This is a genomic window from Methylobacterium sp. Leaf87 (assembly GCF_001422775.1).
Taxonomy (GTDB): Bacteria; Pseudomonadota; Alphaproteobacteria; order Rhizobiales; family Beijerinckiaceae; genus Methylobacterium.
Genome location: NZ_LMMI01000009.1, coordinates 32,838 through 59,837, shown reverse-complemented (window position 1 = coordinate 59,837; position 27,000 = coordinate 32,838). Strand labels below are relative to the sequence as shown.

The 27,000-nt window shown below is 70.4% G+C and carries 25 protein-coding genes and 1 pseudogene; 17 read left to right on the top strand and 9 right to left on the bottom strand.

The window, feature by feature from the left end; genetic code table 11:
- Positions 1-525: 525 nt before the first annotated feature.
- The 4 genes from ASF22_RS07355 to ASF22_RS24770 form a co-directional block, all read right to left on the bottom strand.
- Entirely contained in the window at positions 526-864 is a 339-nt protein-coding gene (locus ASF22_RS07355) for a hypothetical protein (protein WP_156647632.1), read from the bottom strand.
- On the bottom strand, positions 861-2,015 hold the full coding sequence (gene glf / locus ASF22_RS07350) for a UDP-galactopyranose mutase (protein WP_056262960.1): 1,155 nt from the start codon (positions 2,013-2,015) through the stop codon (positions 861-863). The genes ASF22_RS07355 and glf overlap by 4 nt, the downstream gene beginning before the upstream one ends.
- Positions 2,016-2,088: 73 nt before the next feature.
- The gene (locus ASF22_RS24775; protein ID WP_244474222.1) at positions 2,089-2,625 is read right to left on the bottom strand and encodes a glycosyltransferase; all 537 of its coding nucleotides are present in this window, start codon (positions 2,623-2,625) and stop codon (positions 2,089-2,091) included.
- A 36-nt stretch (positions 2,626-2,661) separates the two neighbouring features.
- Positions 2,662-3,216, bottom strand: a complete 555-nt coding sequence (locus ASF22_RS24770) for a hypothetical protein (protein WP_244474221.1) — start codon at positions 3,214-3,216, stop codon at positions 2,662-2,664.
- Between the two features lie 376 nt (positions 3,217-3,592).
- Between ASF22_RS24770 and ASF22_RS25175 the strand changes: the two are divergent.
- From ASF22_RS25175 to ASF22_RS07330, 4 genes and pseudogenes are all read left to right on the top strand, one after another.
- A pseudogene (locus ASF22_RS25175) lies at positions 3,593-4,744 on the top strand (family 1 glycosylhydrolase); the annotation flags it as partial.
- A gap of 180 nt (positions 4,745-4,924) precedes the next feature.
- Positions 4,925-5,782 (top strand): sugar nucleotide-binding protein, encoded by an 858-nt coding sequence (locus ASF22_RS25170; RefSeq protein WP_274533783.1) that lies wholly within the window; start codon positions 4,925-4,927, stop codon positions 5,780-5,782.
- Entirely contained in the window at positions 5,779-6,945 is a 1,167-nt protein-coding gene (locus ASF22_RS24330; RefSeq protein ID WP_056262956.1) for a hypothetical protein, read from the top strand. The genes ASF22_RS25170 and ASF22_RS24330 overlap by 4 nt, the downstream gene beginning before the upstream one ends.
- On the top strand, positions 6,942-8,759 hold the full coding sequence (locus ASF22_RS07330) for an ABC transporter ATP-binding protein (RefSeq protein WP_056262954.1): 1,818 nt from the start codon (positions 6,942-6,944) through the stop codon (positions 8,757-8,759). The genes ASF22_RS24330 and ASF22_RS07330 overlap by 4 nt, the downstream gene beginning before the upstream one ends.
- A 61-nt stretch (positions 8,760-8,820) precedes the next feature.
- Here the strand turns inward: ASF22_RS07330 and ASF22_RS07325 are convergent, their stop codons facing one another.
- Entirely contained in the window at positions 8,821-11,154 is a 2,334-nt protein-coding gene (locus ASF22_RS07325; protein ID WP_056262952.1) for an FdhF/YdeP family oxidoreductase, read from the bottom strand.
- Between the two features lie 286 nt (positions 11,155-11,440).
- On the opposite strand from ASF22_RS07325, the gene ASF22_RS07320 reads away from it, so the two are divergent.
- The 13 genes from ASF22_RS07320 (at position 11,441) to ASF22_RS07260 (ending at position 24,682) form a co-directional block, all read left to right on the top strand.
- Positions 11,441-12,100: a cytochrome c3 family protein gene (locus ASF22_RS07320; RefSeq protein WP_056262947.1), complete on the top strand. Its 660-nt coding sequence runs from the start codon at positions 11,441-11,443 to the stop codon at positions 12,098-12,100.
- Positions 12,088-14,976: a 4Fe-4S dicluster domain-containing protein gene (locus ASF22_RS07315; protein ID WP_056262944.1), complete on the top strand. Its 2,889-nt coding sequence runs from the start codon at positions 12,088-12,090 to the stop codon at positions 14,974-14,976. Before ASF22_RS07320 ends, ASF22_RS07315 begins: the two co-directional genes overlap by 13 nt.
- Positions 14,973-16,328 (top strand): NrfD/PsrC family molybdoenzyme membrane anchor subunit, encoded by a 1,356-nt coding sequence (nrfD, locus tag ASF22_RS07310; RefSeq protein ID WP_056262939.1) that lies wholly within the window; start codon positions 14,973-14,975, stop codon positions 16,326-16,328. The genes ASF22_RS07315 and nrfD overlap by 4 nt, the downstream gene beginning before the upstream one ends.
- Positions 16,325-16,849, top strand: coding sequence for a DUF3341 domain-containing protein (locus tag ASF22_RS07305; protein WP_056262936.1), 525 nt, complete (start codon positions 16,325-16,327; stop codon positions 16,847-16,849). Before nrfD ends, ASF22_RS07305 begins: the two co-directional genes overlap by 4 nt.
- A complete protein-coding gene (locus tag ASF22_RS07300) occupies positions 16,846-17,400 on the top strand; it encodes a cytochrome c (RefSeq protein WP_056262933.1) in 555 nt (184 codons plus the stop codon). The genes ASF22_RS07305 and ASF22_RS07300 overlap by 4 nt, the downstream gene beginning before the upstream one ends.
- A 14-nt stretch (positions 17,401-17,414) precedes the next feature.
- Positions 17,415-18,389, top strand: coding sequence for a hypothetical protein (locus tag ASF22_RS07295; RefSeq protein WP_056262983.1), 975 nt, complete (start codon positions 17,415-17,417; stop codon positions 18,387-18,389).
- The gene (locus tag ASF22_RS07290) at positions 18,382-18,909 is read left to right on the top strand and encodes a hypothetical protein (protein WP_244474220.1); all 528 of its coding nucleotides are present in this window, start codon (positions 18,382-18,384) and stop codon (positions 18,907-18,909) included. Before ASF22_RS07295 ends, ASF22_RS07290 begins: the two co-directional genes overlap by 8 nt.
- Positions 18,906-19,988 (top strand): cytochrome c oxidase subunit II, encoded by a 1,083-nt coding sequence (gene coxB / locus ASF22_RS07285; protein ID WP_056262926.1) that lies wholly within the window; start codon positions 18,906-18,908, stop codon positions 19,986-19,988. Before ASF22_RS07290 ends, coxB begins: the two co-directional genes overlap by 4 nt.
- 46 nt (positions 19,989-20,034) lie before the next feature.
- Positions 20,035-21,732, top strand: coding sequence for a cbb3-type cytochrome c oxidase subunit I (locus tag ASF22_RS07280; RefSeq protein WP_056262903.1), 1,698 nt, complete (start codon positions 20,035-20,037; stop codon positions 21,730-21,732).
- The gene (locus tag ASF22_RS07275) at positions 21,729-22,466 is read left to right on the top strand and encodes a cytochrome c oxidase subunit 3 (protein ID WP_082483569.1); all 738 of its coding nucleotides are present in this window, start codon (positions 21,729-21,731) and stop codon (positions 22,464-22,466) included. Before ASF22_RS07280 ends, ASF22_RS07275 begins: the two co-directional genes overlap by 4 nt.
- Positions 22,463-22,759, top strand: a complete 297-nt coding sequence (locus tag ASF22_RS07270) for a cytochrome C oxidase subunit IV family protein (RefSeq protein ID WP_056262900.1) — start codon at positions 22,463-22,465, stop codon at positions 22,757-22,759. Before ASF22_RS07275 ends, ASF22_RS07270 begins: the two co-directional genes overlap by 4 nt.
- The gene (locus ASF22_RS07265) at positions 22,759-23,574 is read left to right on the top strand and encodes an SCO family protein (RefSeq protein ID WP_244474219.1); all 816 of its coding nucleotides are present in this window, start codon (positions 22,759-22,761) and stop codon (positions 23,572-23,574) included. The genes ASF22_RS07270 and ASF22_RS07265 overlap by 1 nt, the downstream gene beginning before the upstream one ends.
- Positions 23,575-23,704: 130 nt before the next feature.
- The gene (locus ASF22_RS07260; RefSeq protein ID WP_056262896.1) at positions 23,705-24,682 is read left to right on the top strand and encodes a hypothetical protein; all 978 of its coding nucleotides are present in this window, start codon (positions 23,705-23,707) and stop codon (positions 24,680-24,682) included.
- On the opposite strand, the gene ASF22_RS23650 is transcribed toward ASF22_RS07260, so the two are convergent.
- From ASF22_RS23650 to ASF22_RS07240, 4 genes are all read right to left on the bottom strand, one after another.
- On the bottom strand, positions 24,630-25,052 hold the full coding sequence (locus ASF22_RS23650) for a hypothetical protein (RefSeq protein WP_156647630.1): 423 nt from the start codon (positions 25,050-25,052) through the stop codon (positions 24,630-24,632). The genes ASF22_RS07260 and ASF22_RS23650 overlap by 53 nt on opposite strands.
- 29 nt (positions 25,053-25,081) lie before the next feature.
- On the bottom strand, positions 25,082-25,447 hold the full coding sequence (locus ASF22_RS07250; protein ID WP_056262894.1) for a hypothetical protein: 366 nt from the start codon (positions 25,445-25,447) through the stop codon (positions 25,082-25,084).
- Positions 25,448-25,608: 161 nt separating this feature from the next.
- Complete coding sequence (locus tag ASF22_RS07245; RefSeq protein WP_056262891.1) at positions 25,609-26,385, bottom strand: SDR family oxidoreductase; 777 nt, start codon at positions 26,383-26,385, stop codon at positions 25,609-25,611.
- Between the two features lie 19 nt (positions 26,386-26,404).
- Entirely contained in the window at positions 26,405-26,830 is a 426-nt protein-coding gene (locus ASF22_RS07240; RefSeq protein ID WP_056169558.1) for a DUF2147 domain-containing protein, read from the bottom strand.
- Between the last annotated feature and the right edge of the window lie 170 nt (positions 26,831-27,000).

Here is a 27,000-nt window from a genome sequence, read left to right as displayed (position 1 = left end):
CCTGTGCGAGCAGCACGGGTCGGACGCCGGCCGGTGGTTCCTCGAAGCCGGATTCGGCCGCGTCGACCACCCGAACCCGCCGACCTTCGCCAGCCTCGGCGCCGCGCAGGACTGGATCACGCACCGCCTCGCCACGACGGCAAGCGCCGCACTGTGATGCCGAGGCCGGGTGCCGATCCGCATGGGCGGCGGCAAATCGCGCCACACCGACCACCATCCCGGTGGCACCGTCGCCGATGCGGCCGCTTCCGGCGCGTTCGCTCGGGATCCTCGGCACCCAGGCCGGGCGTAGCATCCGCGCAGCGAGCGAGCTGCGGTGCGTCCATGTCCGGATCGCGAGCGGGGGGCCGCGTCCGCTGCGCCCTCGAAGGCGTCGGCGCGACTGCATCGCGCCACCGACAGGTGCCGGCTGGTCGCGACGGCATCGCTCACCCCCTGGTCCGGGTGGCGCACCGGTCCGCCGGGATGGCGGCGGTCGGACGCCGCGCCGCGGTGCGGGCCCCGGTGCCGCGTGTGGTGCGTGCATCATGGCCCACTCCGCCCCCGCGGCGGCGGCCCGGCGCCCTCGTTGGCAAGCCCCGCAGGGTCGTGGGCAAGCCCCGCAGGGTCGTTGGCAAGCCCCGCAGGGTGGCAGGCGCGGCCGGCGGCACGGCGCGCTTTCGCGAGGGCCGCGAGAGTCCGGGGATCGGCACCGTCCGCGCGGGCCTGCGCCTCCCACGCGAGAAGATCGGCGAAACGCCGCTCCTCACCGGTCAGCGGACCCTCGGCGAAATCCTCCCGTATCGCCGCCCGGTCCCGCTCGCCCAGCGGCCGCTCCGTCGTCGCCGGAGGCCGGAAGGGCGCCCGCTCGGCCATGGGTCTCACGCCAGTTCGGAGGTGGTCCGATCGACGGCCGGCGCGCGCACCCGTCCATCCCGCCGGGGAATCTCCGCGTCGATCCGCCGGAACGTCGCGAGCGCCTGTCCGACGATCTGGTCCATGTTGTAGTAGCGATAGGTGGCGAGCCGGCCGACGAACCAGACATTCCGCTCGTCGCGGGCGCGTTGCTCATAGCGCTTGTAGAGCGCCTGATGCGCGGCGCACGGGATCGGGTAGTAGGGCTCGCCCTCGGCGGACGGATACTCGTAGGTGAGGGCCGTGCGCGGATGCGTCTGCCCGGTGAGGTGCTTGTATTCGGTGACCCGAGTGTAGGCCTCCGTCTGCGGATAGTTGACCACGCCCACCGGCTGGTGCCACGCGACGTCGCGTGTGACGTGTTCGAAGCGCAGGCTGCGATAGGGCAGGGGGCCGTAGCAGGTGTCGAAGTAGGTTTCGATCGGACCGGTGAAGATGGTGCGCCGCGCCCGTGCGGTGGGACCGAGGCTGCGGAAGTCGGTGCCGAGCGCCAGCGTGATGTTGGGATGGTCGAGCATCGCGGCGAACATCGCCGTGTAGCCGTGCTTCGGCATCGCCTGGTAGCGATCGGTGAAATAACGGTCGTCCCGGTCGGTCCGGGTCGGAACCCGAGCGGTCACCGACCGGTCGAGTTCGGAGGGATCACGGCCCCATTGCTTGCGGGTGTAGCCGCGAAAGAACAGCTCGTAGAGTTCGCGGCCCACCGTCGAGACGACGACGTCCTCGGCGGTTCGGATCTCCTCGACGGGCTCCGCCCGGGCGGCGAACCAAGCTTCGAGCTCGGGGGACGTTAGAGACAGTCCGTACAGCCGGTTGATCGTGTCGAGGTTGATCGGGATCGGCACGCGCTGGCCGTTGACCTCGGCGAGGACCCGGTGCTCGTAGGGCCGCCAGGCCGTGAAGTCGGACAGGTAGGCGAACACCGCCTGTGCGTTGGTGTGGAAGATGTGCGGCCCGTAGCGGTGGATCAACAATCCGTCGGCGTTGAGACAGTCGTAGGCGTTGCCGCCGATGTGGTCGCGCCGGTCGACCACGAGGATTCGCTCGCCCCGCTCGCGCGCGAGGCGCTCGGCGAGCACGCTGCCGGCAAAACCGGCTCCGACGATCAGCCAATCGTACATCGGTCTCGAACCTCGACTGTTCGGGCCGCGGGGAGGGCGCGCAGCGGACGGCCCCATCGCGGACGGGAGGGGATCAGACGGTCTCGCACAGCACCGGACGCGGCGAATCCGACATCGGTTCGCCGAGGACCGCCATCATCCGCGCCTCCATGTCGGCCCAGGTTCGATCCCAGGAATCGCCGGCGAGGCGGGCGTCGACACGGGCGAGCCACGGCGCCCGTGCACGCGCCATCAGGGCTTCGGCCGCGAGGGCGGCGGTGCCCGGCGTGTCGGCGATCTCGACGAGGCCGGCCTCGCCGTACCCGCGAACCACGTCGACGATGGGCGTCGAGATCACAGGCAGGCCGGCGGCGAGAAATTCCGGAGTCTTCGTCGGGCTGATGAATCGCGTCGCGGCGTTCAGGGCGAATGGCATCAGCCCGAGATCCCAATGCGCCAAGTAGTCCGGGAGATCGTCGTAGAGTTTCGGTCCGAGCCAATGGATGTTGGGCCGCTTGGGTAGTTCGGCCGGATCGATCTTCACGACGGGACCGAGGATGACGAACTGCCACTCCGGCCGAAGATCGGCGAATTGGGCGAGGAAGTCGGCGTCGAACCGCTCGTCGACCACGCCGAAGAACCCGAGGCGCGGCCGGGCCAGGGCGGCCTAGTCCGCCGGGTCCGGGGTCGTGCCCTGGCGGGCACGGGCGAAATGCGCGGTCTCAACGGAGGACGGGAAGCAGTGGATGTCGGGATGGGCATCGCGCTTGGCGGCGTAAAGACTGTAGCCACCGGTGAAGACGAGGTCGGCGGTGGCCAGCAGCGTCCGTTCCTGCGAGACCAAGGCGTCCGAGGCACCCCGGAAGGCCGACAGCTCGTCCATGTTGTCGTAGATCGTCAGGTCGCGGTGCAGCGTCTGCGTAAAGGCGAGGGCGGCCGGCGTATAGTACCAGAACACCCGCGTGCGATGACGGGAGCCATCCAGTTCCCGTGCGACGAGGCCGTGCAGGACCTGCGCAAGGGACTGCGTGTCGGCGGGATCGACGATGGGAACGAGCACTTCGAGGGACGGGCCGACGCCCTCGCGTTTCAGCCGCGCCGTACCGCCCGCCTCGAAGACCGGCTCCTCGATGAAAAGGACGTCGAACCGCTTCGCGGCGCGGGTGAGAAGGTGCTGCGGGCGCTGGCGGACGAAGTTCCAGCGCAGATGAGAGAAGCACACAAGCAGAGGGCGTGGACGGGACGATGGATCACCGTGCTGTTCCGCGGTGGATTTGCGATATTCCGGAGCAGGACTTTGATACCCAAAAGTGGGAGGAGTATTCAGAACCATGAGATCCGACACGCCGACCGGATCGGGCGAAAGTCCAGATTCCTGCTTCACGTTTCGCGTCCCCTCTACGAGGTCGTTGGGCGATCACCCGAGAACAGATCTCGTACAATTCGGGATCGATAAAGCGTTGATATTTTCGCTGCCGAACCCTGTCGTTCTCATAGGTTAAATATTGCGGCGGTATTCATTGTCAGTATTACGAGATAGAGTCTGATTACGATTTCGGGCGGTAGGCGATGATCAGTGCGAACTCGGAACAGCGGCCGGCCGGTTCGCGGTGGGTCGGTTCGTGAGCGCCGGCGGCGCGCCACTCGAACTCTGGGGCGGCTTCGAATGCACCGTCACGCGGATCGGCGACCGATTCCGGGATCAGGTGCGCGAGACCGGTCATCGCTGGCGCAGCGCGGATCTCGACGCCGTCGCACGGCTCGGCATCCGCACCCTGCGTTACCCGCTCCTGTGGGAGAGCATCGCGCCGGAGGTTTCGGCGACGCCGGATTGGTCGTGGCAGGATGCGCGTTTGAACAGGCTTCGGCGCCTCGGCATCGTTCCCATCGTCGGCCTGCTCCACCACGGCAGCGGACCGTTCGGCACCGGTCTCCTCGATCCTGACCTGCCACGGCTGTTCGCCGCGTATGCCGATCGGGTCGCCCGTCGCTACCCCTGGCTGCGCCAGTTCACGCCGGTCAACGAACCGCTGACCACGGCGCGGTTCGCCGGCCTCTACGGCCATTGGTATCCCCACGCGCGCAGCGAGGCCGCGTTCCTGCGCATGGCGGTCAACCAATGCAAGGCGACCCTCCTGGCCATGCGGGCGATCCGCCGGCTGATCCCCGCGGCGCGCCTCGTCCAGACCGAGGACATCGGACGGACGTTCAGCACGCCGGCCCTCGCGGGCCAGGCGGCCTACGAGAACGCGCGACGCTGGCTCAGCCTCGATCTCCTGTGCGGCCGGGTGGATCCGGCCCATCCCTGGTACGGGCGCCTGATCGATCATGGCGTTCCGGCGGCGGATCTGGCCCTGCTCGCCACGGGGGAGGGGGCGCCCGGCCTCATCGGGGTCAACCACTACCTCACGAGCGAGCGCTATCTCGATGGCCGTCTGCGGGCCTATCCGGCAGCCTCGCGGGGCGGCAACGGCCGCCAGCGTTACGCCGACGTGGAGGCCGTGCGGGTCGCCCTTCCCGAGGGCGCCACGGGTCCCGCCACCCGCCTCACCGAGGTGTGGGAGCGCTACCGCATTCCCGTCGCCGTCACCGAGGTGCACCACGGCTGCAGCCGTGACGAGCAGCTGCGCTGGCTGGCGGAGGTGTGGAACGCCGCCACGGCACTGCGCGACCGGGGCGTGCCGGTGGAAGCCGTGACCGTGTGGTCGCTCATGGGCTCGGTGGATTGGAACAGCCTGCTCGTCGACCGCGCGGGGATCTACGAGCCCGGCGCCTTCGACATTCGGGCACCGAAGCCCCGCGCGACCGCCCTGGCGACGGCCGTGCGCGCCCTCGCGACCACCGGACGCTACGACCATCCGGTCCTCGATTCGCCGGGCTGGTGGCACCGGCCGGTCCGGTTCTACCGGCGGCAAGCGGGCGCGGTGGCAATGCGCCCGGACCGCGCCCGTCCGCTCCTGATCCTCGCTGTGGATGGCCGCCTCGCACAGGGCCTGGTCCGGATCTGCCAGGACCGGGGGTTGCACCGGGTGACGGTGCCGGCCGGCGCGTCGGAGGAGGACCCGACCCTCGACGCCCTCATCGCCCGGCATGCGGCCTGGGCGATCATCGACGCCGCCGGCCTCGACGCCGATGCGGCGGGCCGGGAGGATTCCGGCGCGGCCCGCCCGGTCTGCGCCGACCGGGCGGGCCGCATCGCCGCGGCCTGCGCCCGCGCGGGCCTCCCGCTCCTGACGTTCTCCAGCGATCGCGTCTTCGACGGCAGCCTCGGCCGACCCGCCGACGAGGCGGATCCCGTCAGGCCCGACGGCCCCTACGCGCACGGCGTCGCGGCGTCCGAGGCACGGATCCGATCACGGCATCCACGGGCACTGATCGTCCGCCCCGGCCTCGTCTTCGATGCGCCCGACCCCGCTTTCGCAGCCGTGCCGCTCCGCGACGCGCACGGAGAGGGGACGGAGACGCCTCCCGGCCAGCCCGAGCTCCTGTCCGTCAGCTATCTGCCGGACCTCGCCCATGCGGCGCTGGATCTTCTCATCGACGACGTGTCCGGGCCGTGGCACCTCGTCAACCGTGGGGCGGTGGACCGGGACGCAGCCCTCGCGGAGATCGCGCACGGTGTCGCGGGGCATTCGCCGACGGCCGTCGGATCCGGGATCCTGCGGATCAACCGCGCGCTCACGAGCACGCGCGGCCTGCTCATGCCGACGCGGGCGAGCGCCCTGCAGCGCTTTCGCGATGCCGTCGCGGCGGCGTCCCCCCTAGCCGTGCGGCAGGCCGCGGAATGACTGGTACCCAGGGCGGCGCCGTTCCAGGCCCGGTGACCCGGGACGCCGGCGCGCTCAGCCCGACGCCGTTCCTCGGCGGGTTCGAATGCTCGACCCATCGCCGCCGCGACGGGCAGCGCCTCGACCTCATCGCCGCGACGGGTCACGACACCTGGGCGGCGGCCGATTACGCGGCCCTGCGGGCCCTCGGGCTCGGTGGCGTCCGCGACGGCCTGCGCTGGCACCGGATCGAGGTCGCGCCCCGGGTGTACGACTGGTCGAGCGCCCTGCCGATGCTGCGGGCGGCCCGCGCCAGCGGTCAGCGGGTGATCTGGGACCTCTGCCATTACGGTTGGCCCGACGACCTCGACATCTGGTCCGAGGCCTTCCCCGTACGCTTTGCCGCGTTCGCCGCCGAGGCCGCCCGGATCGTGGCCGCCGAGACGGACGGCGCGCCCGCCTTCTGCACCGTCAACGAGATTTCCTACTGGGCCTGGGCCGGGGGCGATGTCGGCCGCATGGCGCCCCTCGCCCTCGAGCGGGGGCCGGAGCTCAAGCGCCAGCTCGTGCGCGCCTCCGTCGCCGCGACGCGGGCGATCCGCATCGCGGTGCCGGACGCGCGCTTCCTCCATGCCGAACCCCTGATCCACGTCGTCGCCGGCAGCCCGGAGGACGTGCCCGCCGCCGAGGCCTACCGGACGGTGCAGTACGAGGCCCTCGACATGGTGAGCGGGCGCCTCTGCCCAGAGCTCGGCGGCGGTCCCGATTGCCTCGATGTCGTCGGGGTGAACTTTTACCCGGACAACCAGTGGGTCCATGACGGGGGAACGATCCCCCTCGGCCACCATGCCTACCGACCCCTGCGCCACATGCTGGCGGAGGTTCATGGCCGTTACGAGCGTCCGCTCCTGGTGGCGGAGACGGGCGCCGAAGGCACGGCCCGGGCGGCATGGCTGCACTACGTCTGCGGCGAGGTCCTGGCCGCGCGCCGCGGCGGCGTCCCGGTCGCGGGGATCTGCCTCTATCCGATTCTCGATTATCCCGGGTGGGACGACGGGCGCCCCTGCGCGGTGGGCCTGTTGTCCGCACCCGACCGAGACGGAGGACGGTTCTCCGATCCGGATTTCGCCGCGGAACTCCGACGCCAGCAGACTCTGTTCGCGCAGGCTCCAGGCGCCGCATGAAGGATGGTCCCCTGGTCGCCCCGCACCTGTCCGGTCCCGGCCGGTTCATCCGGCACCACCTGCTGTGCTGGCGCTGGCATTTCGGATCGCTGTTCACCCTCGTGGTCGCGGCCTCCGCCTGCGGCGTCGGACAGCAATACGTCCTGAAGCAGTTCGTCGACGCCATGACCCGGCCGGCCGACGCCGCCTCGGCCGTCACGGCGGTGCTGCTGCTGTTCCTCGGCCTCATCGCCGCCGAGGGCGTGCTCGCGCGGCTCACGGGGTGGCTCGCCTGCCGCACCACCGTGGGCGTCGGGGTCGGCCTGCGCCTCGAACTCTTCGACGAACTCAGCGCGCAGTCGATGCGCTACTTCGCGGAGAACCGCGCGGGCTCCCTCGGCCAGCGCATCACCGCCACGGCCGGCAATTTCGGCGCCCTCATCAACACCCTGGTGTGGCGCATCATTCCGCCGGTGGTGGATGTCGGCGGCGCGGTGATCATCTTCGCGACCATCGACGGCCGGCTCACCGCCGCCCTCCTGGTCTTCGTCATCGGCGTCACCCTGGGCCTGATCGTGTTCGGGGAGCGCGGCCGCCCCCTCCACCGCGCCTATTCGGGCGAAGCGGCCAAGGTGGCGGGCGACCTTGTCGACACCATCACCAACATGTGGACGGTGAAGGCCTTCTCGGCCCGCCGCCGCGAATGGCTGCGCCTGCGCACCGGGTTCGAGGCCGAGGCGACGGCGCAGCGCCGGAGCTGGATGTACCTCGAGGTGGCCCGGCTCCTCCACGACCTCGCCCTCTGGGCGATGGCCGCCGGCATCCTGACCTGGGCGGTGATGTTGTGGAGAAGCGGGCAGGCCAGCCCCGGCGAGGTGGTGGTGGTGGCGAGCCTGACCCTGCGCATCCTGCACAGCTCCAAGGACATGGCTCTCTCCCTCGTGGACGTGGCCCAGCAATTCGGCTTCGTCGAGGAGACCCTCGCGGTCATCGCCCAGCCGCGGACGGTGCCGGATGCGCCGGGCGCGCCGGACCTCGTCTGCGGCGGCGGCCGCATCGAATTGCGTGACGTCGCCTTCGCGTACGGGGCGGGACGGCGCGTCCTCGACGGCGTCACCCTCACGATCCCGGCCGGCCAGAAGGTCGGCATCGTCGGGCCATCGGGCGCCGGTAAGTCGACCTTGGTCCAGCTCCTGCAACGACTTCACGACGTCCAGCACGGCACCATCCTCATCGACGGCGTGCCCATCGCGTCCGTGCGCCAGGATTCCCTGCGCGACGCCCTCGCGGTGGTGCCCCAGGAGATCAGCCTCCTGCATCGCAGCGTGCTGGAGAACATCCGTTTCGCCAGACCCGAGGCCGACGACGCGGCGGTGTTCGCGGCCGCGCGGGCGGCGGCCTGCGACGGGTTCGTCCGCCGACTCCCCGACGGCTACGAAACTGTCGTGGGCGAGCGCGGTGCCAAGCTGTCGGGGGGGCAGCGCCAGCGGATCGGTATCGCCCGCGCCTTCCTCAAGGATGCACCGATCATCCTCCTCGACGAGGCGACCTCCGCCCTCGACACCGAATCCGAGATGGCGGTGCAGGCCGCCCTGGTGCGGATCATGCGTCGGCGCACGGTGGTCGCCGTCGCGCATCGCCTCTCCACCTTGACGGGGTTCGACCGCATCCTCGTGATCGACCAGGGCCGCGTGGTCGAGGACGGCAGCCCCGCCGCCCTGCGCGGGGCCGGCGGCGTGTTCGCGCGGATGTGGCAGCTCCAGGCCGAGGGGCTGCCCGGCCATGACGGACCCGTGGAGGCGCAGAGCCGGGCGGACATCGCCCGCATCGCCTGACCCTTCGCACCGGCGTGGTTCGGTGCACGATCACCGCCGTGCGGACCCCGCACTCGCCCGATCAAGCCGAAGTGGCGTGCCCCGTCGGCTCCAGCCGCTCGGTCACCGGCCCGTCGGCATCGGTGATCCGTATGCGGACGGGGACCGATTTCGCCGCCGGGGTCTTCGACGGCCCGTCGTGGTGAGACAGCGGCATCAACGGATTCATCTCGGGGTAGTAGGCCCCGAGGCAGCCATCCGGCAGAGAGAACGGCACGACCTTCAGGCCGTAGACCGTCCGCTCGATGCCGTCCTGCGCATCGCTGACGAGGGCGACCACCTGTCCCTCGCGCAGGTTCGCCCGGGCCATCTCATCCGGATTGACCAGGAGCACGTCGCGCGTGCCCTCGATGCCGCGCATGCGGTCGCTATAGCCGTAGATGGTGGTGTTGAACTGGTCGTTCGAGCGCAGGGTGATCAGGCGATAGCGTCCCGGGGCTTCGGAGAAGCCCACGGCGTTCCTCTGCTTCGGCGTCGTAAAGGCCGCTCGCTTCGTCTCGGTCTTCCAGATGCGCTCGCGGGCCGAATTGCCCCGATAGAAACCGCCCGGGGTCCAGAGGCGTTCGTTGAAGTCGCGGAACTCGGGTCCGTAGGTTCGCTCGATCGCATCCCGGATCAGGCCGTAATCCCCGACCCAGGCGTCCCAGGTCACCTTCGGGTTCGGCGCCAGGGTCGCCTTGGCGATCCCCGCCACGATGTCGACCTCGGATTTCAGGTGCGGGCTTGCGGGCGTGCGGCGACCGAGGGAGCCGGAGATGCAGCTGAACGTATCCTCCATGCTGACCGCCTGCGGGCCGGTGGCCTGCCGGTCCTCCTCGGTCCGGCCCCGGCACGGCAGCAGGTAGGCGATCTCGCCGTTGACGAGATGCGACCGGTTGAGCTTCGTCGCGACCTGCACCGTGAGGCGCATCTTCGTCCAGGCCGCCTCCATCAGGTCCCGCTCCGGGATGGCGCGGACGAAGTTGCCCCCGAGCCCGATGAAGCTGCGGATCTCGCCGGACAGGATGCCCTCGCAGGCCTCGACGGTGTTCACGCCCTTGTCGCGCGGCGGTTCGAAGCCGAACTGCTCGGCGAGCTTGTCGAGGGGCACCAGTTCGGGCTTCTCCGAGATGCCGACGGTGCGCTGACCCTGGACGTTGGAATGGCCGCGCACGGGCGAGATGCCGGCGCCGTCGCGCCCGATATTGCCCTTCAGCAGCAGCAGGTTGACGAACAGCGCGACGTTCTCGAACCCGTTCCTGTGTTGCGTCAGGCCCATGCCGTAGATGCCGATCACCCGGTCGGCCTTGACGTAGACCTCGGCCGCGCCCGCGATGGCCGCGCGCGACAGGCCGGATTCGTGCTCGATCTCGTCCCAGGGCGTCGCCCGGACCTTCGCCTCGAACGCGTCGAGGCCCGTCGTGTGCTGCTGGATGAAATCGACGTCGAGGACGCGTTCGCCCCGTTCCTTCGCGGCGTCGTCGGCGGCGAAGACGTGCTTGCATAGGCCCATCAGCACCGCGATGTCCCCGCCGGGCCGGACCTGATGGTACTGCGAGCTGATGCGGGTTTCCTTCCCGGTCAGCATCTCCACCGGGCTCTGCGGATCGGTGAAGAACTCCAGGCCCCGTTCGCGGACGGGATTGAAGGTCACGATCTCGACGCCGCGCTTGGCCGCCTCCTGCAGGGGATGGAGGAAGCGCGGGGAGTTCGACCCGGTGTTCTGTCCGAAGAAGAACATCGCGTCGCAGTTCTGGAGATCGTCGAACACCACCGTGCCGACGCTGGCGCCGATGGTCTGCTTGAGGGCCACCGAGGTGGTCTCGTGGCACATGTTCGAGCTGTCGGGCAGGTTGTTGCAGCCGTAGAGCCGGGCCAGCAGCCCGTAGAGATACGCTGTTTCCAGGCTTGCGCGGCCCGAGGAATAGAACACCACGGATTTCGGAGCGAGGCGCTTCAACTCGGCGCCGATCTCGGCGAACGCCTCGTCCCAACCGCAGGGCACGTAGGTGTCGGTCGCGGGGTCGTAGCGCATCGGATGCGTCAGGCGGCCCTGCTGTTCGAGTTCGTAATCCGTCCAGGTACGGAGTTCCGTCACCGTGTGCTCGGCGAAGAAATCGGGCGTGCAGCGCAGGGAGGTGAGCTCCCACAGGGTCGCCTTGGCGCCGTTCTCGCAGAACTCGAACGGGTGGTAGTCCGCGGGCTTCGCCCAGGAACACGACACGCACATGAAGCCCTTGGGCTTGTTCTGGCGGAACAGGGTCTCGGTCGCCAGCGGCGTCGCCCATTCCCGGCCGAAGATCTCGGTGATGCCGCGTACGGAACCCCAGCCGCCGGCCGGACCGTCATAGTGAGCTGTCGTCTCGTCGTCGGACATTCGCGTGCTCCACGTCGGCCATTCGGGTCTGGGCAAGTTGCGTGAAAGGAACGGCTCAATCGAAGAAATAACTCGGGGCGCATGCAGGCTGACGAAGTGGTAAAGCCTACCCTCGTTCGCGAGATATAACCCATGTTGTAGACCGAAGGCTGCGTTGGGTCTTGGTTGGCGACGGCGCAGTGCCTCGACACGCTCCGTTCCCGACCCTGTCGTCATGGTTCGCGAGCGGTTTGGTCTTGCGCGTCTTGAAGGCGTCGGGTGCCGTGGCACGGGGTACGTGCGAGGGATGGTGCAGATTTTCCGTCCGGGGGCCGACACGGTCGTCCGCTTCGTCCTCGCGTCGCTCGCCACGGTCCCGGTCTTCGCCGTCGGGGTCGCCTACGCGGTCTGGCGCTCCCCCTACGTCACGGGGCAGGGCGTCACCCGCGAGCAGCCGGTGCCGTTCAGCCACGCGCATCACGTCGGCGGCCTCGGCCTCGATTGCCGCTACTGCCACACCTCCGTGGAGAAGGCGGCCTTCGCGGGCATTCCGCCCACGGACACCTGCATGTCCTGCCACTCGCAGATCTGGACCAATGCGCCGATGCTGGCCCCCGTGCGCACCAGTCTCGCCGAAGGGCGCTCCCTGCGCTGGCGCCGCGTCCACACTCTGCCGGGCTACGTCTACTTCAATCACGCCGTGCATGTCGCCAAGGGTGTCGGCTGCACCACCTGCCACGGCGAGATCCAGACGATGAAGCTCGTCCGGCAGGCGGCCCCCCTCACCATGGGCTGGTGCCTCGACTGCCACCGCGATCCGGCCCCGAACCTGCGCGCCCGCGATGCGGTCTTCGACACGGCCTGGACCGCGCCCGCCGATCAGGCCGCCCTCGGGGCGCAGCGGCTGAAGGAATACCACATCCGCTCGCCCGAGCGTCTCAGCGAATGCTCCCTATGCCACCGCTAGGCCCGCCCTCGCGGCGCGAGCCCCTCACCTCGCGGCGCGAGGCCCTGACCCTCCTCGGCGCCGGCATCGCCCTGGCGGCGGGCGGGTGTACGAAACCGTCCGAGGAGATCGTGCCCTACGTGCGGATGCCGGAGCGCCTGCTGCCCGGCGTGCCCGTGCGCTACGCGACGAGCCTGTCGCTCGGCGGCTTCGCCCGCGGCGTCCACGCCATCGCGGTGGACGGGCGCCCCATCAAGATCGAGGGCAATCCGCTCCATCCGGCGAGCCGCGGCGCAACGGACGTCTTCGCCGAGGCCGCGATCCTCGACCTCTACGATCCCGACCGTTCGCGCACGGTGACGGAGCACAGGAGCGGCATCGCCTCCTGGGAGATGTTCGAGCGCGCCCTGGCCGGGCCCCTGGCGCGGGCGCGCAGCCGCAACGGCGCCGGCTTTCACCTCCTCACCGGGCGGGTCACCTCGCCGACCCTCCTGCGCCAGATCGCGTCCCTCCTGCGGGCGATGCCGGACGCCGTGTGGCACGTCCACGAACCGGTGGACGACACCCACGCGACGCGCGGCACCGTACGGGCCTTCGGCCGCTCCTTGAGGGTGCTGCCCCGGCTCGACCGCGCCGAAGTGGTCCTGTGCGTCGGGGCCGATCCCCTCGGGCCCGGCCCGGATCAGATCCGCTTGGCCTCCGGTTTCGCCGAGCGCCGCCGCGACCCGGGCCGGTTCGGCCGGCTCTACGTCGCCGAATCCGCCCTGACGCAGACGGGGATCAAGGCCGATGCGCGCCGCGCGCTGCCGCCGCACGCACAGGCCGCCCTGCTCGTCGCCTGCGCCAACGCCCTCGGGGCCGGATTGCCGGCGCCCGACGCGAGCGAGGCGGTCCGGCGCTTCGCCGAAGCCGTCGCGGCCGACTTGACGGCGCATCGCGGCCGCGCCCTCGTCCTCGTCGGTCCGGCTCTGGCGCCGGAGCATCACGCCCTCGCGCATTGGATCAACGCCCGCCTCGACGCCCCCGTGGACGTCATCGAGCCCCCGGACCGCATCGACGGGCGTACCCCCGCGGGGCTCACCGCCCTCGCGGCCGCCCTCGATTCCGGGACCGTCGAAGGCCTCGCGATCCTCGATTGCAATCCGGTCCTCACCGGCGGCCCCGACCTCGATCTCGGCTCCCGGATCGGCCGGGCGGCGTTCAGCGTCCATGCGGGCACACACGGGGACGAGACGGCCGGCGCCACCCACTGGCACCTGCCGCTGGCCCACGAACTCGAGGGCTGGTCCGACCTGCGCGCCGTCGACGGCACCGCCAGTCTGGTCCAGCCCCTGATCCGGCCCCTCTACGGCGCCCGCTCGATCCACGAGATCGTGGCCTTGTTCGGCGAGTCCCCGGCCCGGTCGGGCTACGACCTCGTGCGCGAGACTTGGCACGAGACCTGGAGCGAGACCTGGCACGAGACTTGGAGCGAGACTTGGCGCGAAAGCCGGCCGGACCGCGAGGCCGCAGCGTTCGAGGAATGGTGGCGCCGGAGCCTCCATGACGGCGTGATCGCCGGCAGCGCGGCGGCGACGATCACGGTGGCGGATCCCGCGCCGCCGAGCTTGCCGCCCCGGATGGGGGCCGGCTTCACCGTCGAACTGCGCCCCGATCCGTGCCTGTGGGACGGGCGGTTTTCCAACAACGCCTGGCTTCAGGAATGCCCGAAGCCGATCTCGAAGCAGGTCTGGGGCAACGCCCTCGCCCTGTCGCGCGGCGAGGCGGACCGGCGGGGCGTCGGGGCCGGCGACGTGGTGCGCCTCAGCGCGGCGGGGCGGAGCGTCGAGGTGCCCGTCGCCGTCGAATCCGGCGTGGCCGACGGCGTCGGCGTGCTCACCCTCGGGTCCGGCCGCGCTCGCGCCGGGGCCATCGGCAACGGCATCGGGGCGGATGCCTACCGCCTCGTGTCCCGGGCCGAGCGCTGGCTCGTCACGCCCGTCGACCTCGCCGCCACGGGCCGCACCGGCGCGGTGCTGCGGACGCAGAATTACGTGCAGGTCGAGGGCGAGACCGCGAAGCTCTTCCGGCAAATCGATCTCGCCGACCTCGCGACCGCCCAGCCGAAGGGAATCGGCGCCGACCAGCCGTCGCTCATCGAGGCCTGGACCGGGGATGCCGATGGCCATGCCTGGGCCATGGCCATCGACACGAATGCCTGCATCGGCTGCAACGCCTGCGTGGTCGCCTGCCAGTCGGAGAACAACGTCCCGGTGGTCGGCCCGGAGGAGATCGCGCGGGGCCGGATGATGCACTGGCTGCGCATCGACCTCTACGATGCTGGCACGCCCGAGGCGGTGAAGGCCGGGTTCCAGCCCGTGCCGTGCATGCATTGCGAGCACGCGCCCTGCGAGCCGGTCTGCCCGGTGGCGGCCTCGGTGCATGACGGCGAGGGCCTGAACCTTCAGGTCTACAACCGCTGCGTCGGGTCGCGGTTCTGCGAGGCGAACTGCCCCTACAAGGTCCGGCGCTTCAACTTCTTCGGCTACGCCGACGGCCAGGAATACGCCAACCTCGACGCCGAGCCGATCCGGGCGCAGCGCAACCCCAACGTCACCGTGCGGGCGCGCGGCGTCATGGAGAAATGCACCTACTGCGTCCAGCGCATCGCCACGGAGCGGCAGGGGGCCGAGCGGGACGGCCGCGCCATGAACGACGTGGTCACCGCCTGCCAATCGGCCTGCCCCACCCGTGCGATCACCTTCAGCGACCTCGCCCGGCCGGGCAACCCGGTCTCGGCCCTGCGGGCGGACCCGCGCCACTACGCGCTGCTGGAAGAGCTCAACACCCGCCCGCGCACCACCTACCTGGCCAATCTGCGCGCGCCGAATCCCGATTGGGCGGAGGACCACACGTGAGCGGGGTTGGGCAGCACCAAAGCTGGATCGCGCCCGCGCGCCTCGGCGACGCCGAGATCACGGCCGCCGTCGCCGATCCGATCCAGAAGCGCGGTCCCGGCAAGGCGTGGTTCGTCGCCTTGCTCTGCGTCCTGCCCTTCGTGCTGCTGACGCTCTTCGCCATCGGGGCGGTGCTCACCGTGGGCATCGGCCTGTCGGGCGTGAACACCACGGTGGTGTGGGGCGTCTCCATCGCGAATTACGTCTGGTGGATCGGCATCGGCAACGCCGGAACGCTGATCTCCTCGATGCTGCTGCTGACGCGCCAGCACTGGCGCGCCTCCATCAACCGCTTCGCCGAGGCCATGACCCTGCTGGCCGCCGCCATCGCGGGCCTGTTCCCGATCATCCACCTCGGCCGACCGCTCTACGCCTATTGGCTGGCGCCCTACCCGAACACCATGGACTTGTGGCCGCAATGGCGCTCGGCCCTGGTCTGGGATTTCTGGGCGATCCTCAGCTACCTGCTGTTCTCCCTCCTCTTCTGGTTCACCGGCCTGCTGCCCGACCTCGCCACCCTGCGCGATCGGGCCACCACGCGGCCGGGCCAGGTGATCTACGGCGCCCTGGCGCTCGGCTGGCGCGGCTCGGCCCGGCACTGGCAGGTCTACGAGACCTTCCACATGACCATGGCGGCCCTGGCGATCCCCCTCGTCTGCTCGGTCCATTCCATCGTCGGCCTCGACTTCGCCGCGAGCCTGATGCCCGGCTGGCAGGAGAGCCTCTTCCCGCCCTACTTCGTCGTCGGGGCGATGTATTCGGGCTTCGCCATGGTGGTGGTGCTGGCCATCGCCATCCGCTGGGGCCTGAACCTCCGGGCGATGATCACGCGGGCGCATTTCGACGCCATGGCGAAGGTGATGCTGTTCGCCAGCATCGTGATGACGTTCTCCTACGCCACCGAGTGGTTCATGGCCTGGTACGGCGGCGAGCACACCGACAGGACGGTGGTGGGCTATTTCTTCACCGGCGATTACCGCTGGCTCTACGCCGCGCTGCTGTTCTGCAACTGCCTCGCCCCGCAGGCCCTGTGGTTCCCGGCCGTGCGGGTCGACTTGCGAGCGCTCGCCGCCCTCGCGATTCTGATCAACGTAGGGATGTGGCTCGAGCGCATCCTCATCGTCTGGAACACCCTCGCGCGCGGCTACGCCGTCAGCCTGTGGCGGACCTACCAGATCAGCCTCTACGACCTCGCGATCCTATTCGGGCCCCTCGGGTTGTTCGTCCTCGGCTTCCTCGTCCTGGCGCGCCTGCTGCCCCTCGTGTCGATGCACGAGGTCCGCCAGCTCAGCCACCGCGAGGGCGCCGCATGAGCGGGTCCCGCCCCCACCTCCTCGCCGAGTTCGAGACGCCCGAGGCCTTACTGCGGGCGACCCGCCTCGGCCATGCCGACGGCCACAGCCCCATCGACGCCTTCACGCCCTTCCCCGTGGAGGATCTTGCCGGATTGATCGCGCCCACGCGCCGATGGGTCCGGCCCGCCATGGCGATGGCGGGCTTCGGCGCGGCGGGGCTGATGTACGCCCTGCAATGGTACAGCGCGGTCCACGCCTACCCGCTGAATTCCGGCGGGCGGCCCCTGCATTCCTGGCCGGTCTTCCTCCTCGTGCCGTTCGAGGTCGGAATCCTCGCCGCCGCCCTGGCGGGCTTCGTCGCCATGCTGTCCGCCTGCGGCCTGCCGCGCCTGCACCATCCGCTGCACGCGATGCCGCAATTCGAGCGGGCGAGCCAGGACCGCTTCCTGCTCCTCATCGCCCCGAAGGACGATCCGCGCGCCCTGCGCGTGCTGCTCGAAGGGGCAGGCGCCCGCCTGGTGTCGGAGATGAACCCATGAGGCGGTCCCGAGACGCGCGCCGCACGCTCCGCGTGGGATTCGGCGCCCTCGCGCTCCTGCTGCCGCTCGCAGCCTGCGACGACCAGTCGATGCGGGTCCAGAAGCGCTATCGGGTCTACGGCAAGGCGGCCCTGTTCGCCGACGGCGCCGAGGCCCGGACACCCCCGGACGGCACCGTGGCGCAGGGCGATCTCGCGGCCGAGGCGGCCTTGCGCGATGCGCCCCCCGTCGACGCCGCCCTGCTGCGGCGGGGCCGGGCGCGCTACGACGCCATCTGCACGCCCTGCCACGGCTATACCGGCCACGGCGACGGAATGATCGTCCAGCGCGGCTTTCCCGCCCCGCCCTCCTTCCACGAGGACCGCCTGCGGGCGGCGCCGGCGGGCTACCTCGTCGCCGTGATCACCGAGGGCTACGGCGTGATGTATTCCTACGCCGCCCGCGTCGAGCCGCGGGATCGCTGGGCCATCGCCGCCTATATCCGCGCCCTGCAACTCGGTCAGGGCGCCCGCGTCGCCGACGTGCCGGGTCTCGCGGAGGCGCTGCCATGACGGGCGCGTCGTCGATCGCCGACGCCCTGGCGCGGGGCTGGCTCCTCGCCTGGATCGTCTGGAGCATGATCCCCGTCGGCAGCCTCGTCTGGGTGATGATCCACGCCGTCACGGGCGGCCGGTGGGGCGACGCTCTCGCTCCCGCCCTGCGGCCCGCCACCGCCCTGGTGCCCCTGGCGGCCCTCGCGTTCCTCGGCATCGCCGCCACCCTGCCGGCCCTCTACCCCTGGGCGGCCGATCCGGGGCGCGTGAAGGCGGATGTCGCCCGCCTCTACCTCAATCCGGTGGCGTTCGATCTGCGGGCCGGCCTGGCGCTCGCGGGCTGGTCGGGCCTCGCCCTCCTCATCCTGGCGGGGCGCTGCACCCGGCTGGTGGCCGGCCTCGGCCTCGCCTTCTACGGGTTCAGCCTCAGCCTCGTCGCCGTGGACTGGATCCTGTCCGTCGAGCCGTCCTACGTCTCCTCCGCGTTCGCCGCCGACATCGCTCTGCACCAGATGCTCGCCGCCCTCGCGTGGGCGGCCCTGGTGGGCGTGCCCGGCCGCGACGGGGAGCGGGCGGGCGACCTCGCCAAGCTCATTCTCGCGACCCTCCTGGGCGTCCTCTACATGGGCCTGATGGCCTACGTGGTGGCGTGGTACGGCGACCTGCCGTCGAAGGCCGCGTGGTACCTGAAGCGTGGCGAGGGCACCTGGCGGGCGGTGCTGCTCGCCGCCTTCGTGGCCGGCGGCCTCGTCCCGTTCGGGATGCTGCTCTTTTCTGCCGTGCGCCGCAGCGCGGCCCTGTTGCGGGCGGTGGGCGTCCTCGTCCTCGTGGGCCTCGCCCTCCACCTCGCCTGGACGCTCCTGCCGGCCTACGGCGACGGCGCCGGTGCCGCCGCGGCGGCCGGGCTCGCGGGCCTCGCCGTTCTGGCCCTGCTGTCGCGCCGCGCCGCGCGATTCACCGCGCGCACCTTCGCCGACGCCTCCGCGCCGGAGAGCCGGCATGCCTGAGCCCATGCCTGAGCCCATGCCTGAGCCGTCGCGCGACCGCATCCACGACGACGTCGCGGATCATGCCGATCCCGGCCTCGAGGCGCCGGGCATCGCCCTGAAGCCGGTGCTGCTCACGGGCCTCGGCATCGTGGTGTTCGTCGGGGCGTCGCTGGCCGGCCTGTGGCTGTACTACCGGAGCGAGGTGCCGGGACCGGTCGCTCAGGCCCCCCGCGCGTTTCCCGGGCCGCAGCTCCAGCAGAATCCCGGCGGCGACCTCGCGCGGTTCCTCGCCGATCAGCGTCACCGGCTGAAGGGCTACGGGTGGGTCGACCGCGACCGCGGCATCGCCCGGATGCCCATCGGGGAAGCCATGCGCCGCCTCGCCGATCGGGGCGCGACCGCCTACGCCGCGCCGGTCCAGCCCGAACGCTGGCCGAGCCTCGGAAGCCGCGGTGGCGCGGTCAGCGCGCTCCCGGCGCCACGGGGGAGCCCCGGCGGCGCCGCGGCGTCCGGTCCCGCCGGCGGGGGCGCCCCATGATGCAGCGCTTCGTGCCCGCGTGGCTCATGCCCGAAGCCGCCTCGACGCAGGCCGCCAAGGTCGACGCGATCTTCTTCGGCCTGACGGTGATCTCGGCCGCCATCGTCCTCGTGGTGGTCGGCCTCGTCGTCACCTTCGCGATCCGGTTCCGGCGCGGCTCGAAGGCCGATCGCGGCGCCCTGCCGAGCGTCGTGTCGCGCGAGTTCGAGATCGGCTGGACCGCCGCCACCCTGTTCGTGTTCCTGTTCATCTTCTGGTGGGCGGCCTCGGCCGAGATCGGGGCCTACACTCCACCGAAGGACGCCATCGAGATCCACGTCGTCGCCAAGCAGTGGATGTGGAAGACGCAGGCCTCCAACGGCGCCCGCGAGATCAACGAGCTGCACGTGCCCGTGGGCGCGCCCGTGCGGCTGATGCTGACCTCGCAGGACGTGATCCATTCGTTCTACATCCCGGCCTTCCGCCTGAAGCGCGACGCCGTGCCGGGCCGCCAGACCGAGACCTGGTTCCAGGCCACCAAGACCGGCACCTTCCACCTCATGTGCACGGAGTTCTGCGGCACCGATCATTCCCGCATGCTCGGCCGCGTCATCGTGATGGAGCCGCAGGATTACGCGGCTTGGCTCTCGGCCCAGCCCGAGGGCGACGACCTCGCCCATGCGGGCGAGCGCCTGTTCACCGAGCGCGGCTGCGCCGGGTGCCACGCACCGGGCTCCACGATCCACGCGCCGGACCTCGCCGGCCTCTGGGGCAAGACCATTCCCCTCGAAGGCGGCCGCACCGTCACGGTGGATGCGGCCTATATCCGCGATTCGATCCTCCAGCCCGCGCGCGACATCGCCGCCGGTTACGCGCCGATCATGCCGAGCTACGCGGGCCTACTGACGGACGGAGAGGTGCAGGAACTCACCGCCTATCTCCGCGCCCTCGGGGCCGGCCCCCGCACCGTGCGCAGCCCAGGCGTGCCGCCGCTCTCCTCCCGCGTGCCGGGGTCCGCCCGCGAGCGCAGCCCCGCCATGGTGCCGGGCGCGCCCGTCGCGGACACGCCGGCCCCCGCCGGACCGGCGGTGGGCCCGTGACCCGCCCCGTCGTCGATCCCCGCCCTCCCCGTCCGCGAGCGCGCAGATGAGCCCCCACATCGCCCAAAGCCCCACGGCCCTGGCGGACCCGGACGAGCTCGCGCTGGGCCTGCCGGAGAGCTATCTCGCGGCCGGCCACACCCTCGGCTCGTGGCTGACCACCACCGACCACAAGCGCATCGCCATCCTGTACGGACTGTCGATTACGCTGTTCTTCTTCCTCGGCGGCGCGGCGGCCACGGCCGTGCGTCTCGAACTTTTCACGCTGGAAGCCGATTTCGTCGGGTCGGACACCTACAACAAGCTGTTCACGCTCCACGGCGTGATCATGGTGTGGTTCTTCCTCATCCCGTCGATCCCCACCACCTTCGGCAACTTCCTCCTGCCGCTGATGATCGGCGCGCGAGATCTCGCATTTCCCAAACTCAACCTCGTGAGCTGGTACCTCAACCTCGGCGGCGGGCTCCTGGCCGCCGTCGCCGTGCTGGCGGGCGGGATCGACACGGGGTGGACCTTCTACTTCCCCTACGCGACGGTGTTCTCCGACACCGCCGTCTCCGTGGCGGTGCTCGGCGTGTTCGTCGCCGGGTTCTCGACCATCGCCACGGGCGTCAACTTCATCGCCACCGTGCACCTGCTGCGGGCGCCCGGTATGACCTGGTTCCGCCTGCCGCTGTTCGTGTGGGCCATGTACACCACGAGCCTGATCTTCGTCCTGGCGACGCCGGTCCTCGCTCTCACCCTGCTCCTCGTGCTGGCCGAGCGGGCCTTCGGCCTGCCGATCTTCGATCCGGCGCGGGGCGGCGACCCGATCCTGTTCCAGCACCTGTTCTGGTTCTACTCGCACCCGGCGGTGTACATCATGATCCTGCCGGCGATGGGGGTGATCTCCGAGGTGATCACCTGCTTCTCGCGGCGGGTCGTCTTCGGCTACACCTTCATGGTCTACGCCCTGGTGGCCATCGCGGTGATCGGCTTCTTCACCTGGGGCCATCACATGTTCACCTCAGGCATGTCGCCCTACGCGGCGCTGCTGTTCTCGTTCCTGTCGTTCATCGTCGCCGTGCCGTCGGCCATCAAGGTCTTCAACTGGACCGCCACCCTGTATCGCGGCCAGATCGGCTTCGAATCGCCGATGCTCTACGCCCTCGGCTTCCTCGGCCTGTTCACGGTGGGGGGCCTGACGGGCCTGTTCCTCGCCTCGATCCCCATCGACGTGCACGTGCAGGACACTTACTTCGTCGTCGCCCACTTCCACTACATCATGGTCGGCGCCTCGGTGTCGGCCTACTTCGCCGGGCTGCACCTGTGGTGGCCCAAGATCACCGGGCGGATGTACCCGGAGACCTGGGCGAAGTTCGCCGCGATCCTGATGTTCTTCGGCTTCAACCTGACGTTCTTCCCGCAATTCATCGCCGGGTATCTCGGCATGCCGCGGCGCTACCACGTCTATCCGCCGGAATTCCAGGTCTGGAACGTGCTCTCGTCCTCGGGCGCGGCCGTCCTCGCCGTCGCCTACCTGATGCCGCTGGGCTACCTCACCTGGTCGGTGTTCTTCGGCGCCCGCGCCCGCAACGACCCATGGAACGCCACCGGCCTCGAATGGCGGACCACGTCGCCGCCGCCCCGCGACAATTTCCTCGGCCGTGTCGCCGTCCTCGGGCCGCCCTACGATTACCACCCGGCCGGGAGCCCGCCGACGCAGGACCAGCCGCATCTGCCGACGCAGGAATCCCAGGCATGAGGGCGACCGGCGAGCCGTCCCTTCCGCTGCGCGAGCCGTCTCCTCCGCTGCGCGAGACTGTCCCCTCGCTGCGCGAGTCTGCCCCGTCGCTGCGCGAGCCTTGGCACGACCTCGGTTTCGCGCCCGCCGACGCCCTCGCGCGGCAGCGGGCCGGGGCCACCTTCGGCATGTGGATCTTCATCGCCAGCGAAGTCCTGTTCTTCGGGGCGCTGTTCCTGTTCTACGCCGCCCTCAGGGCCGAGCATCCCGAGGCCGTCGCGGCGGCGGCGCGCGAGACCAACATCGTCTACGGGACGGCGAACACCGCCCTGCTGCTGACGAGCGGTCTGCTCGCGGCCATCGCCGCGCGGGCCGCGGAGGTGCCGGCCCTGCGCCGTCTGGTCCTCGTCTGCCTCTTGCTCACGGCGGGCCTCGGCCTCGCTTTCCTGATCGTGAAGGGCTTCGAATACCGCGAGGACATCCGGGAAAATCTGGTGCCCGGACCGGGCTTCAAGCTCGCGGACCGGCCGACGCAGCTGTTCTTCGGCTTCTACTGGTTCGCCACGGCGGTGCACGGAATCCACCTCGCCATCGGCATCGGCCTGGTGACGCGGCTGGCGTGGAAGGGCTGGCACGCGCCGGACTTCCTCGCCACGAGTCCGCAGGTCGAGGTGGCGCTGCTGTATTGGGGCTTCGTCGACATGGCGTGGATCGTCCTCTACCCCGCCCTCTACCTCGTGGGGCGCGCCGGATGAGCGAGGCCCCCACCCTCCGCTCCATTCTCCTGCGCACCGTGCCGGTCTGGCTCGGCCTCGTCGCGCTCCTCGCCGTCTCGGTCCTGCTGGCCTACCGACCCCTCGGCCCCTGGAACGTCGCCCTCCCGTTCGGCATCGCCGGCACCCAGGCGCTCCTCGTCGCGGTGCCGTTCATGCGCCTCGATACGGCGAATGCCCTCGACCGGCTCACCGCGGCCTGCGGTCTGTTCTGGCTGGCGATCCTGTTCACCCTCACCCTCGCGGACGTGTTCGCCCGGTTGGCGGAAGGATGATGCGGCGCCCGCAGCCTGGGGTCCGCTCGCGGGTATCCCGAGCCATCCGGCCCTGTCTCGCCACCCTGGTCGTGGCGGCACCGGCCTTCCCGTCGCCGGCCTCGGCGGACCTCACCCGGCTCGACCTCGCGCGCGTCGGCCTCGCGCCGCCCCCAGGGGCTCGAGTGCCGCTGGACCTCGAACTCCGGACCGATCGGGGCCAAGCCGTCACGGTCGCCGCCGCCCTCGACGGCCGCCCGACCCTCCTGGTGCCCATCGACCCGAACTGCCGGGTGATCTGCGCGCCGACCCTCGCGATCCTGTCCGGGGCTCTGATGGGAACCGGCCTGCGCCCAGGCCGGGATGTCCGGCTCGTCGTCATCGGCCTCGGTCCGCGCGACGAGGCCCGGACGTCCGTGACGGCCGGCATCGACGGGGCGCTGGCCGAGGCGGTCACCACCGTGACGGGGCCGCCCGAGGCGGTCGCGCGCTTGACCGAAGCGATCGGCTACACGTCGGTGCCCGATACCGTGCACGGCGCCATCGTCCACCCGGCCGCCTTCGTGTCGCTGACCGGCGACGGGCGGGTGTCGCGCGTCCTGTCGAGCCTCACCGTGACGGCGGACAGCCTGCGCCTCGCCCTCGTGGAGGCGGGAGAAGGCCGGATCGGGACGCTCGGCGATCGCGTCCGGCTGCTGTGCTACGGATTCGACGCGGCACAGGGGATCTACACGCCACGGATCTGGCAGGCCTTTCAGGCCGCCATCGGCCTCACGTTGCTGGGTCTGGCCGGTGGCCTGATCCTGCTGCATCGGCGTGCAACGGCGAAGCCGTGACGCAGGACACAACCGGGCGATGCGGCCGGAAGTGTTTTAATCCAGCGCCGTCCGACCGCACGCGAGGGACGAAGGCCTGTGTGGCTTTCGCGCACCAGCCAGGACGCGACGCGGCAGGATAGCGTGCGGGATGCTCCCGTCACGACCCGTTCCCATTCGGCAAGCCTGGCATCGCGTCCGCCGGGCGGCCCGGCTCTCGGTCCTCCTCGTCGCCGGATCCGCTCTGGCCGGACCGATTCCGTCCGCGTCCGGCAAAGACTACCAGGAGGCGGGCACGGGCAGCGCGCCCGACACGATCGACACCGAGAACCTGTTCGGCTTCACGGAAGGAACCGACACCGGCAAGGCCGGCGAGCAGGAGGTGGTGGTCGACGCGATCGGCCGCTTCAGCAAGCGGCGGGCGGGGCCGGGCTCGTCGGCCTATCGCGCCAGCGAACCCATCGTCAGCTACCAGTACGATCCGACCGACGATTTCAGCATCGAGCCCGGCCTGCAATTCGACGCGCGGGACAGCCGCAACATCGTCGGCGTGCCGGACAAGACCTTCGGCCTCGTCAACGGCGGCTCACTGGAGTTCAAGTATCAGGTTCTCAAGCGGACGGACGACCATCCGTTCGGCATCGCCCTGCAGGCGGAGCCGCTGTATTCGCGGGTGACGCCCATCGAGGGGCAGGGCGCCGACGTGTTCAGCATGGACACCCGGCTCATGGCGGATGCGCGCCTGATTCCGGGTAAGCTGTGGGCCGGTGCGAACGTGATCTACGATCCCTCCGTCGCGCGCCTCAAGGACTCCGGCGACACCGACCGATCCTCGACCCTCTCCCTGTCGGGAACGCTGATGGCGCGGGCGACGAACAGCGTCTTCCTCGGCCCCGAAATCCGGGTCATGCGTGCCTACGACGGGTCGTTCCTGAACCGGTTCCTCGGGCGAGCGGTTTTTGTCGGCCCCGTGCTGCACGTGCAGGTCAGGGAAAAGGGCTTCCTGACCGTCGCCTACTCCGCCCAGGTGTCCGGCCACGACCGCGCCCCCGACTTCGCCGACCGCGCCTTCAACCTCACCCAGTTCGCCCGTCACAACCTACGGGTCCGCTTCGGCGTCGAGTTCTGACCCGAGTCTCTGATCGGCCGGATCCGCGGGTGCGGTGCGTCGAGACCCTGGACGGCCCGGTCGTCGCGGTGATGCGGTTCGCGGAGGTGTTCGCTTGCGCAAACGTCGTCTGGATCTTGGAGAATTGCTGGCTGCGCAAATTGACGGCAAGAGCAGGCGTCAGCTTGCAGAAACGCTCACAGACCGCCTGCGTCAGTTCGTTCAGGCGCGCCTCGTTCGCCGGCCCGACCAGATGCCCGCCGAGCGGCGAGGGCGCCGGACAATCCGGCATGGTGGGATTGAAACTCTTGTCGTAGGGTCCGAACGCCTTGGACAGGTCGTCGAAATCGGACTGGCTGATCGTTCCGTTCTGCCCGACGCGGTTCAGCACGTTCCTGGCGAGCGCGCTCCCGTAAACCTCTACGTTCGATTCCGCAGCGTACTTCCCCGGAATTTGGGGTTGGTCGCCACCGCGAAATGCGCGTCGAAGAACGCCTGCATCTTATCGTAGTCGGGCCGGTGGCCCTGCAGTCCGCCGATGTTGCGGTCCGTGAGCGCTGCATTGAGCATGTTCTGCGTGAGCCGGTCCGCAGTCCGTCCGATGAGGCCGAGATCGGAGCGCTTGATGCCGCCGCTCAGGTCGCCGGTCTGCGTCCGGCCGATATCCCGGAACACGCGGTCGCCCATCCCGGCGCCGTACTCCCGGTCGATCGCCTGCTGGATATGCTCGAATTCTTGCGCGAGCTTCTGTTCGCACGCGACGAGGGCGTTACCGAAACCGAACAAGGCTTTCACGCTGGAGAGCGATGCTCTGTCCCTCGTGTACAGATAAATGCTGGAAAACCGAATGGTAAAGACCTTCGGCGTGGCGTCCCACGGTCCGGCCGTTCGACGCGATGGGCCGGACCCTTCGGCCGGGAAGCGTGCGGGGACGGCTCGGCGCCCCCCTAACCCGGCACCACCGCCGATCCGGCCAGAAGGCCGCCGTCGAGGGTGATGTCCGCGCCGGTGATGTAGGTGGCCTCGTCGGAGGCGAGCATCAAAGCGACGGCCGCGACCTCGTCGGGGCGGCCGAACCGGCGCAGGGGCGTGTCGGCCACGAGGGCGTCCATCCGGGCCTGCCGGTCGGGTCCGGTGCCGAGCATCGGCTCCCACATTCCGGTGAGGATCGCGGCCGGATGGATCGCGTTGCAGCGGATGGTCCAGCCCTGCTGGGCGCAATAGAGCGCCACGGTCTTGGTGTGGTTGCGGATGGCGGCCTTCGAGGACGCGTAGGCGGCGGCCCCAGGGATGCCGACGAGGCCGGAGCGCGAGGCGATATTGACGATGGAGCCTGCGCTCCGCGCCTTCATGGCCCGGATGGCGTAGCGGCAGCCGAGAAAGGTGCCGTCGAGGTTGACCGCGTGGACCGCGCACCAGTCGGCGAGGGTGGCGTGTTCGGGATCGTGCGCGACCATCCCGTCCTCGAACCCCGTGACGCCGGCGTTGTTCACCACCACGTCGACGGCGGGGGCGAACCGCGCCAGGGCGTCCCAGGCCTCCTCCGACCGTACGTCGAGGGGGAAGGTCCGGCAGCCGAGGGCGGCTTCCAGGTCGGCGAGGGCCGCCGCGTCCGCATCCGTCGCGATAACGGTCGCGCCCTCGCGCCCGAACGCCTCCGCGATCGCCCGCCCGATGCCTCGGGCGGCGCCCGTGACGACGCAGGTCTTTCCCGCCAACCGCATGGAATCGCCCCCGATCGCCTCAGTTCACCCGCTTCCAAGTCTGGCTCTTGCACAAGACGCTCAGGACGCAGCCCTGGACCTCGACGACGTCCGGGCCCTTGAGGACGAGGCTGCCGGCGTAGGTCTTGCCGTCCTTGGGGTTGTAGAGCGAGCCTTCGTAACCGTCGCCCTTGGCCCGGTCGGCGGTCATGATCCGCACGCCGATGAGGCTGCGGGTCCGCAGGGACACGTCGGGGTTCTGGGCGTCGAGGCCGGGGCCGGAGACGCTGGCGAGGGTGCCGCAATAGCCCTGGCCGCAGCGGGCGATGCGGACCTTGGAGCCGCCCGTCTCCGTCAGCCACAGGCCGGTGGCGTCGGGACCCTTCTCGGCGGCGGCCGGGCCGGCGAGCCCGAGGAGCAGGAGGGTGCCCGCGAGGGCGCGGGCCGTCCGATTCTGCGTGATCATATGCGCTGTCTCCCTGAAGTGTCCCGCGCGGTCGGGCGGCATAGCGCACGGTCCACGACCGCCGCAAGCGACCGCCCGAGTGCCCCCCCGAGCGACGCCCCAAACGACCCCCGAAGACGCCCGGCAGGGCCGCCAAGTCGTGTCTCAGCCTTGACAACCCGGCGAGAACC